The organism is Rhizobium sp. FG96 (genome assembly GCF_057808655.1).
On record NZ_JBMDIL010000011.1, the window covers coordinates 248,472 to 257,747 of the forward strand.

The following is a 9,276-nucleotide window of genomic DNA, read 5'->3' on the forward strand; positions in this document are numbered from 1 at the left end:
AGGTGACGCAGGGAAAGGACGCTGGCGCGATTATCGGTCCTGTGCCGCGTCGTGGCGCATGACGGCGTAATAGCCCGAAAGTTCCGGGATCATCGCCGCCATCACGTCGAAGCGGGGATCGTCCTCGACCAGTTCGCCGGCATATTTCGCCTGCAGGAACAGCGCGTGGGCGGCTAGCGCATCGTCATTGGCCCGGTGCAGAATGGTGAAGACAGGGGCAGGGACGGTCTTGCCCTTGACGATGACGCGGTCGAGCTCGGCGATCGTGTATCTGCCGCTGACCAGGAATGCCGTGGTCTCGCCGAGCAGCAGCGCGACGCCATAATTCTTCGAGGCGCCCTCCAGCCGTGAGGCGAGGTTGACGCTGTCGCCGAGGCAGGAATAGTCGAAGCGGCGGGTGGAGCCCATGTTGCCGACGACGCATTCGCCGGTGTTGATGCCGACGCCCATCTTCAGCACATGCAGCGGCGTGCCAAAGGCCTTGGCTTCGGTTTCCAGCTCGCGATTGAGCTTGGTGATCTCTTCCTGCATCGCCAGCGATGCCGTGACGGCATGCATGGCATGATCGGGGTCGTCGAGCGGCGCGTTCCAGAAGGCCATGATGCAGTCGCCCATATATTTGTCGATCGTGCCGCCATGGTTCATCACCACTTCGGACAGCGGCGTCAGTAGCCGGTTGATCAGTGTCGTCAGCTGCTCCGGATCGTCCTTCATCGTCTCGGCGATGGTCGTGAAGCCGCGCACATCCGAAAACAGCACCGAGAGCGTGCGCCGCTCGCCGCCGAGCTTCAGCTGCGAGGGATCTTCCGTCAGCCGCTTGACGAGTTCCGGCGAGATATATTGCGAGAAGGCGCGGGTGATCTGCTGCTTGTTGCGACGCTCCTCGGCGAAGTCGAAGGCAGCCTGGCCGAAGGCGACGGCGATATAGGCGATCGACGGGCCGAGCGGCGAGACGAAGATATGGCCGAAACGGATGCCGGCGAAGCTTGCGGCAGCGAAGACGCCGATCGCGGCAATCGCGGCCGCGAGCGTCAGCCAGCTGGTGGAGCGCCAGACCGTTGCCGCCGCGAGGATCGCCGCGACGAGGATCGCCAGCGCCACCAGCGGCAGCGCGCCCCTGGCGATATAGAAGCGGTGGACGATATTGTCGTAGATCGTTGCCTGGATCTCGACACCCGCCACCAGCTTGCCGGTGTGGACGGTATAGGGTGTCGCAAAGGTATCGGCGCCGCCCTTGTCGATCTCGGGTGCGTTCTGCAGGCTGAGGCCGACGAGCACAACGCGGTTCCTGAAGAAATCAGGGGGCAGGAAAGTCGGCGGATCGAGCGCCTGATAATAGGAGACCGTCGGATAGCTTCGGGCCGGGCCGAAGGACTGGATCATTGCCCCCGCGGGCGGCATCTCGGCCGCCTTTCCCGCGGCGGCGGCCAGCATCACGGCAAAGCCGTCGCGATAGGCGGGAATGGTGCGGAAGGTGCCGTCGCCGCCAAGCTCGATCGAGGCGATGCCGGTTCTGGCACCGGCGGCCGTGAACTGCGGCATTGGCGTGGTGCGGATCAGCTGGTCGGCCTGCGGCGCCTGGATCAGCGTTTCATCACCGGCAAGCACCAGATCGGGTGCAGAGGCTGTGGTGATTGCCGCGTCATTCTCGGGAGACGACGGCTCGGCCATGATGATGTCGAGGCCGATCGCCTTGGCGCCGGCGGCCCGCAGCGCCTTGATCAGGTCGGCATGCAGGCGGCGCGGCCAGGGCCATTGGGCGTTGATCTGCGCCAGCGCCGGTTCGTCGATCGCGACGATGACGGGCGCATCCTCGGGCGGCAGCGGATCATCGACCGTCGAGAGATAGTCGAAGCTCCGGAGCTCGAGCAGCGACCACGCGGGCAGCCGCGATAGAAACGAAATCGCCACCAGCGTCGCCAGCACCAGCACGGCAAGCCTGACCGGCCGGCTGCTGAACGGCCAGCCGGGAGCGCGGATGGACTGGCGGGGATTGGAGCGCATCAGAAGCGGATCTTCAGGCTGCCCTTGACCGCACGCCCCCAGCCCGGCACGCCCGGTGCCACTTCGAAATCTTCGTCAAGAAGATTGAAGGCAGAGGCTTCGAGGGCGAAACGCTTGTCGAGCGGCTCCCAGATCAGGTTGGCGTCGAGCGTCCAGTAGTCGTCGAGGCGATCTGTGCCGCCGAGGCCGCCGTCGCCCTGGCGTTCACCGATGTAGTTTGCCGCGACCGTCGCCTTGACGTTCGCTTCGTTGACCCATGTGAGGGCGAGCTGACCGCTCTTCTCGGGAATGTAGGGCAGGGCATCACCGAAGCCGGCGCTGCTCGTATCTTCATTCTTGGAGTGGGAATAGGCGACAGTTGCGGAAACGCCGAAGCCGTAGGCGAGCGCAACGTTGGCTGTTGCGCTGACACGATCGATATTCGCCTTGCTGATGCTGAGCCCGCCGGGCAGATAGGGAATAAAGGGACCCGCTACCGGATAGGCCAGATCGAGGTCGCGAATTTCCTGATGTTGGTATTCAATGCTGGTGAACAGCCGATCGGTCCACTGCGCATCCCATTGGAGCGCGATCGTGTCCGTATAGCCGTCAATGCCGGAATAGGGTTGATTGGCCTGGATGCCGACGACACCGATCGGTGACAAGGTCGGCGAGCCCATGTCGTAGCTCTGGCGCATGAAGGCCGCTCGCAGCCATTGACCGTCGAGCGGCGCCCAGGCGACGCCGAAACGCGGCTCCAGTCTCGCGACATCCGTCGAGCCGCCGTCCATGACTGTGCCGAAAAGCGCGTATTCCGCCTTGAGGCTTGGGGTAATCTCGTGAAGCAGATCGACATAGACCCGACCGATACCGATCCGCTCATCGACCGAAGTGAAAAATGGGTCGGTAGCTCTTACGTCGGCAAAGCCGCCCTCGATGCCGTAGCGCCAGGTCAGATCTTCGACGCCATACAGATGATTGATCGCTGCCACATAGTTGCGCTGCACGCTGTCGGCGATGCGCACTAACGGCGGAGCGACGAGCTCCTGTTCAACGTTTTGTTCGGCACTCGTGTAGAAGAATGCGGCATTGACAACATTGCGATAGCCGAATGTGTGGCTCCAGCCCAGACCGGCCGCCGTTGACTTCGTATCGATGTCGTCGCTCTCGGTGTAGCCCGCAGTGGGGAAGTCGATTGACTGATCCAGCCGGCTGTCGGAGTGATTGGCGTAAAGCACAAAGCGGTCGTCCGGATTGGGCGTGGCCGTCAGATATCCGTTGCCGGACAAATTACGAATGTTTCCGTCAAAGCTGCCTGGGCCGCCGAAAATTGCAGGACTGGTCAGGAACGGTGCATAATCGCCGCCATACGGCGTCTGCACCCACGTCAAATTCAGATACCCGCTCACCGGGAACGGCGCGTTGGCAAAACCCTGCAGTTCCGCTTCACCCGTCGGTTTCGTCTCGCCAGCCGAATTGATAAAGCCCGCGCCAAGCGAACCCTCCAGAAACGGGCGGCGCAGAAGATTTGCGGAGCGCGAGCGCCCCGACAGCATGTGCGGATCGAGCAGCAGACCCTGCAAGAGCGCCGAGAAGCTGTTCGAGTTCAGCTTGTAGAGATCGATCTCGTCGTCGAAGATCTCGGTATTGGCGAAGGGGCGGATGTTGCCGCGGATCGACTGGTCGACATAGCCGCTGCCGGCGAAGGGGTCGAAGACCGCATCGCCGTAATAGCGGCCCCAGGCGTTGAGGCCGCGCAGGCGGAAGGCGTTGTTCAGCGTCGAGCCGGCATCCTGATTGGCGCCGAGCGAGCCGTAGTGGCCGCCGCGGGCCTTGGAGCGGCGCAGGAATTCCTGGGCATTCTCAAGCGCGCCATCCGGATCGTAATCGTCGATCGCGACGGCGGTGCGGAATGACGAGATTACCGGATCGTTCTTGTCCAGCCGGTCGGCATTGTCGAGCGCCTGTTCGGAGAGGACGCGGTCGCCCTTTTCGTAGTGGCCGGCGGCGAGCATAAGCTGCGCCTGCGAATGCGCCGGATTGGCCGTCGAAGACGCCAGGAGATCGTCGATCGCCTTGTCCATCTCGCCCATCTGCAGATAGTAGCGGCCGCGGGCGAGAAGGGCGATGTCGAAGGCCGGGTCGGCGGCGAGCGCGAGGTCGATCTCGTGCTTGGCTTCCTTCATCCGTGACTGGTCGAGATAGAGAATTGCCAGATTGGCGTGGCCGATCGGATCGTCGGGATCGAGCTCGATTGCTTTCTTCAGCGTGGCTTCGGCTTCGCGCGAGGCGCCGCGGGCATCCTGAAGCAGGCCGAGGTCGTTCCAGGCCATGGATGAGCCGGGCGCCACTTCGATCGCTGCGTTCAAGTCGGCGAGGGCGCCTTCGAGATCGCCCTGATAATCGGCGCGCATGCGGGCGCGGGCCTGCAGGGCGTTCGGATCCTGCGGGTCTATCGCCAGCGAGCGGGCGATAGCATCCTGCATCTGGACGCGGTCGTTGATCAGCAGCGCGAGCTGGGCGCGCAGCGCCGGAAGCGTCGAGTCGTCAGGGTAGCGCGCTTCGGCTTGCTTCATCGTGGCGATCGCTGCCGGGATGTCTTCGAGGAAGCCTGCCGTATAGGCCTTCATCACCGCGGCGTAGGGGCCGGTGACGCTCGCCGGCGGCTTCTCGCTACGGGAGGGATCGCGGAGCGACCGGGCATAATAGCCGCCGTAGGCGGCGATGCCGCGGCGCAGCGGATCGAGGGAGCGTTCGGCGTCGGCAAAGAGTTTCGCCGCATCGTCATAGCGCTTCTCGGCGCCTGCGATCAGCGCCTCGATGAAATCGGCGCGGGTGCGCTGCGACCCCGAGAGGCCCAAGGCGCGAGCCTCTGCCAGCGATTGCAGTGCCTTCTGGCGGCCATCGAGCGAGAGCTGCACTTCGGCAAGCGTCAGCCAGTCCTCGGGGCTGCGGGCGCCGGGCGCCTTGGCCTCGATGCGGCCGCGCTCGCTGCGCATCTTCTGCACCGGAAGCGGCGAGGCGGGCATGAAGGTGAAGCCGCTGCGCAGCGTCAGGTAGAAGAGCATCTGCTCGCGATCATCCGGCGTAACGATGACGAGCTTGCGCGGCGCCTGGCCGATGGTGGCGACGGCGCCTTCGCCCTCGGCCACCTGGACGCTGCCATAGTCGTTTTTCAGCTCGACCTGTCCCTCGAGCACGATCAGCGAGGTCTGGTCGCCCTTGACGGTCAGCGTCCAGTCCGTGCCGCGGATAGCGGCGGCCGCAGCCGGGGTCTCGACCGTCAGCCCCGTTCCGCCGCGCTGGGCGCGGGCCCACATGGTGCCGGATTGCAGGTTGAGGATCGTGTCGCCGTCGCGCGCCATCTTCTTGACCTGCAGCGCCGAGTTGCGGCCGAGGCGAACCTGGGTGCGGTCGGCGAAGAGGATGGCGAGCTGGCCGGATGCATTGGTGCGCAGCACGTCGCCGCCGAGCAGATCCTGGTGCAGATCGACATTCTGCCAGTTCGACAGATCGACGAAGCGGACTTCCTCGCCCATCTTGCGGTCGATGACGGAACCGGCTGCCGGTTCGGCGCGCAAAACAGGGTCGGCCGCTGCCGGCCGCGCAACAAAAGACGCTGCCACAGTCAACGCCATCACGGCGGACATGGAATTCGTAAATCTACCCCTCATAGAAAAGCGTTTGTCTTTGGTGCCGCCAAAAGTCAAGCAGAGTTCTACTTATGCTCTTGCTTTGGTTGTGAAGTGTAATATCAGGGAAACACTTTGCGGCGGAGTTAAGTGCGTGGCGGATTTCGAAAGTGCGACTGAACTGATGATGAGCGATCCTTCGACAGGGGATATCGGATCGGAATATTTCGATCATATCAAGAAGATAAACGACATCTTCTACGATCAGATCAAGATATCCGATCAGAAGGCGGCTTACATCTTCACCTTCATGCTTGCCTTTCTCGTCAGCTCCAGCGAGGTACGCGCGGTCTTTACATGGACGCGCTATGCGGACGGAAACCTGCAGCACATTCTGTTCTCCGGTCTGCTTGCAGCGGCGTCCGTCTTCTCGATCCTGTCGGCGATCCTGGTGGTGCTGCCGCGTCATCTCACCAAGTCCACCTCGCTATTCTGGGGCACCTGGGGCGAGCACCGGCAGCTCTTCTGGGACGCGGCGGCGCGGCGCGACGAGCGTTATCTCTTCGCCGAATATCTCGACAATGCCGATATTCTCTCCACCATTGCGCGCGGCAAGTATCGTTGCGTCACACTCGCGTTTCGCGGACTGATGGTCACCGTCATCGCTTATGTGCTGCTTCTGATCGCCGGGTAACGACGGGTCCTTTTCCGGCACGGAATCCCGTTTTGAAACAGCAGTGGCTGTGGAGTGTTACCATTGGTCAAGTATCTGAATCTTTGGCATTTCCGGCCTTGCTCATGAGCATGCCACAATATTGCCGCTTGCTTTTTTTCCCGAATGCTGTCACGTCATGCAGTACTCGGGCATTAGCATGCCGGTGACTGGACAGATGTGGTAGCCCTCCCGCAAGGGTGGCAGAGCGGCTAGAAACCGCTTCGTAGACGTTCTTTCCCCGTACGTGACTTCTCCGACTGACCCTTCGCGCCCGGTTTCGGGACGAAAGCTAAAGCCGTCCGCTTCCTCTCGAGGGGGCGGATACTAAGACAAGACTAAGGGAAAAGGACTATCCCACATGGCCACCAAGGGCACCGTAAAATTCTTCAACCAGGACAAGGGTTTTGGTTTCATCACTCCGGAAGGCGGCGCTAAGGACGTATTCGTCCACATCTCCGCTCTCCAGGCTTCCGGCATCCAGTCGCTGCGCGAAGGCCAGCAGGTCACGTTCGACACCGAGCCGGATCGCATGGGCAAGGGCCCGAAGGCCGTCAACATCTCGGCTAACTAATTCGATTTCTGCCTTCCGGCAGGAATGAGAACGGCGCCTTCAGGGGCGCCGTTTTTCATTTGGGCCGTTGTCCGAAATCAGGCGCTGAGGGCTTCCGCCGGCGATGCAGAGACATCGACGGCGGCAAAGGCAGCGGCGATGACGTCGGGGCCGGCGCCGGGTTTAGTCGCATCCGTCGAGAGGATCTGGCGGTAGCGACGCGCGCCGGGTAGGCCGGTGAACAGGCCAACCATGTGGCGGGCGATATGCTGCAGGCGGCCGCCATTGTCGATATGGGCGGCGGCATAGGCCATCATCCGGTCGCGCAATGCGTCCCAATCCATCTCGCGCGCAGGCGCCCCGTAGAAGCGCTGGTCGACCTCGGCAAGGATCGCCGCATTCTGATAGGCGGCGCGGCCGAGCATGACGCCATCGACATGCGCGAGGTGGGCCTCAGCCTCATCCAGCGTATGGATGCCGCCGTTGATGCCGATGAAGACGTCGGGCCAGCGCTGCTTCATCCGGTAGACCATGTCGTAGTCGAGCGGCGGGATTTCGCGGTTTTCCTTCGGGCTCAGGCCCTTCAGCCAGGCCTTGCGGGCATGGATCCAGATGGCGTCGGTGCCGGCATCGAGCACGCGTGTGACGAGATCGGGCAGGGCGGCCTCCGGATCCTGCTCGTCGACGCCGATGCGGCATTTGACGGTGACCGGCACCGACGACACCGCCTTCATGGCGCGCACGCAGTCCGCCACCACCTCCGGCGTCAGCATCAGGCAGGCGCCGAACGTGCCGGATTGCACGCGGTCGGAGGGACAGCCGACATTGAGATTGATCTCGTCATAGCCATAGGGCGCGGCGATCCTGACGGCTTCGGCAAGCTTTGCCGGATCGGAGCCGCCAAGCTGCAGCGCGATGGGGTGTTCGGCGGCATCGAAGGAGAGGAGCCGCTCGCGCGGGCCATGAATGATCGCGTCGGCGACGACCATCTCGGTATAGAGCAGGGCGTTTTCGCTGATCTGGCGGTGGAAATAGCGGCAATGACGATCGGTCCAGTCGATCATCGGGGCCACAGCAAAAGCCGGCCCATTGGAATAATGCGCCCTGCCTTCAGCCAAAGATGTCCCGCCGCCTTGCGCCGTCATGCCGTCTCGATCCTGTTTCGCTGCCGTCCCGCCACAATCTGGCCCATCAGAGATGGGAAGGCGGGGCGCGAAGCGCAACCGCCGGGAACGAGGGTGCTATACAGAACAAACGGCCCGAAAGCGAGCGGCAAAATCCGGGCACGACAGCGGCCGGCCGCCGCGCTTTCTCCATGAAAATGGCGGCGAGTTCACAATTTCGTCCCGACCGGCGGAATAATGTGGGCCGGCGCGGCCGGGGCTTGATGCATCCGGGGCAAGCGCGTAGGTCTTGAAGCAAGGATGCTGCAGGGCGTCACCGGCCGGAGACATGGCGGGAATGGACGCGCTGCGGGAATGCGAAATGCGGAAGAGGTGGGCGGTTTGATCGATCCCTATGTGATGCTCGGAATTGACCGCGATGCCGGGGAGCAGGCGATCCGCAGCGCCTGGCGCAAGGCCGCCAAGACCTCGCATCCCGACGCCGGTGGCGATGCGGAGCATTTCGGCAAGCTGCAGGCCGCCTATGATCTCCTGAAGGACCCGGTGCGCCGCCGCGTCTATGACGATACCGGCTACGACCCCCAGCTCGCCGACCCCAAGGATATCGAGGGCGTGCTGATGCTGGAAAAGCTCGTCAACGACATCATCCTCGACGAGCGCGAACCCGGCAGCTTCGACCCCGTCGCCGCCATCCGCCGCAAGCTCTCCGACGACATCGTCAAGAACCGCTTCCACATCCTGGAACTGGAGCGCCACCGCAACCGCGTCCGCCAGCATATCGACCGCCTGGGCCGCCGCCCCGAAACCGACGTCCTCGGCTCCATGCTGCGCGCCCGCAGCCAGTCGATCACCGACGCGATCAAGAAGGCGCAGGGGCAGATCGAGGCGATCGAGCATGCCTATCAGATGCTCGAAGGGTATAGTTATGAGCTGGAGGCGCTGGTGATGGTGGCGGAGCGGGAGAGCGAGGTTGAGGTGCGGCGGGAGGAGGCTGCGGAGTAGGGCCGACTGCCTCAGCACCAATTCATCTGCACATCACGTCGCGCACCTCGGAAACAAATCGCGTCGTTCGCAGACGATCACGATCAACTGGCCCCAAAGTTGCGAAACGCCGAGCTATATCGTTACAAAGCGCAATACACGTATCATCATTCTTTGAAATGATGTCGATAATTGCTTCGCAGTCTTTTTCGACTTTTGACGATGTGACGTTCGATGTGACCTTGCCCCCAAGTTTTATCCAGTTTTGAGTTCGCTCCAGCGGTTTTGGGT

The 9,276-nt window shown here is 62.8% G+C and carries 7 protein-coding genes; 3 read left to right on the forward strand and 4 right to left on the reverse strand.

Annotated elements, in window-relative coordinates:
- Positions 1-30: 30 nt before the first annotated feature.
- A complete protein-coding gene (locus tag ACODR6_RS22245; RefSeq protein WP_489024538.1) occupies positions 31-2,004 on the reverse strand; it encodes a CHASE2 domain-containing protein in 1,974 nt (657 codons plus the stop codon).
- Complete coding sequence (locus ACODR6_RS22250; protein ID WP_489024540.1) at positions 2,004-5,657, reverse strand: FecR domain-containing protein; 3,654 nt, start codon at positions 5,655-5,657, stop codon at positions 2,004-2,006. The genes ACODR6_RS22245 and ACODR6_RS22250 overlap by 1 nt, the downstream gene beginning before the upstream one ends.
- A gap of 112 nt (positions 5,658-5,769) precedes the next feature.
- Here ACODR6_RS22250 and ACODR6_RS22255 point away from each other — a divergent pair, with 112 nt between their 5' ends.
- Positions 5,770-6,309: a Pycsar system effector family protein gene (locus ACODR6_RS22255; RefSeq protein ID WP_203428689.1), complete on the forward strand. Its 540-nt coding sequence runs from the start codon at positions 5,770-5,772 to the stop codon at positions 6,307-6,309.
- A 379-nt stretch (positions 6,310-6,688) separates the two neighbouring features.
- Complete coding sequence (locus ACODR6_RS22260; protein ID WP_007533154.1) at positions 6,689-6,901, forward strand: cold-shock protein; 213 nt, start codon at positions 6,689-6,691, stop codon at positions 6,899-6,901.
- Between the two features lie 77 nt (positions 6,902-6,978).
- Here the strand turns inward: ACODR6_RS22260 and dusA are convergent, their stop codons facing one another.
- Positions 6,979-8,025, reverse strand: coding sequence for a tRNA dihydrouridine(20/20a) synthase DusA (dusA, locus tag ACODR6_RS22265; RefSeq protein WP_489024543.1), 1,047 nt, complete (start codon positions 8,023-8,025; stop codon positions 6,979-6,981).
- A gap of 333 nt (positions 8,026-8,358) precedes the next feature.
- On the opposite strand from dusA, the gene ACODR6_RS22270 reads away from it, so the two are divergent.
- A complete protein-coding gene (locus ACODR6_RS22270) occupies positions 8,359-9,006 on the forward strand; it encodes a J domain-containing protein (RefSeq protein WP_489024545.1) in 648 nt (215 codons plus the stop codon).
- Positions 9,007-9,028: 22 nt separating this feature from the next.
- On the opposite strand, the gene ACODR6_RS22275 is transcribed toward ACODR6_RS22270, so the two are convergent.
- Positions 9,029-9,276, reverse strand: a 248-nt coding sequence (locus ACODR6_RS22275; RefSeq protein ID WP_489024547.1) for a hypothetical protein, incomplete at its 5' end; no start/stop codon positions are given.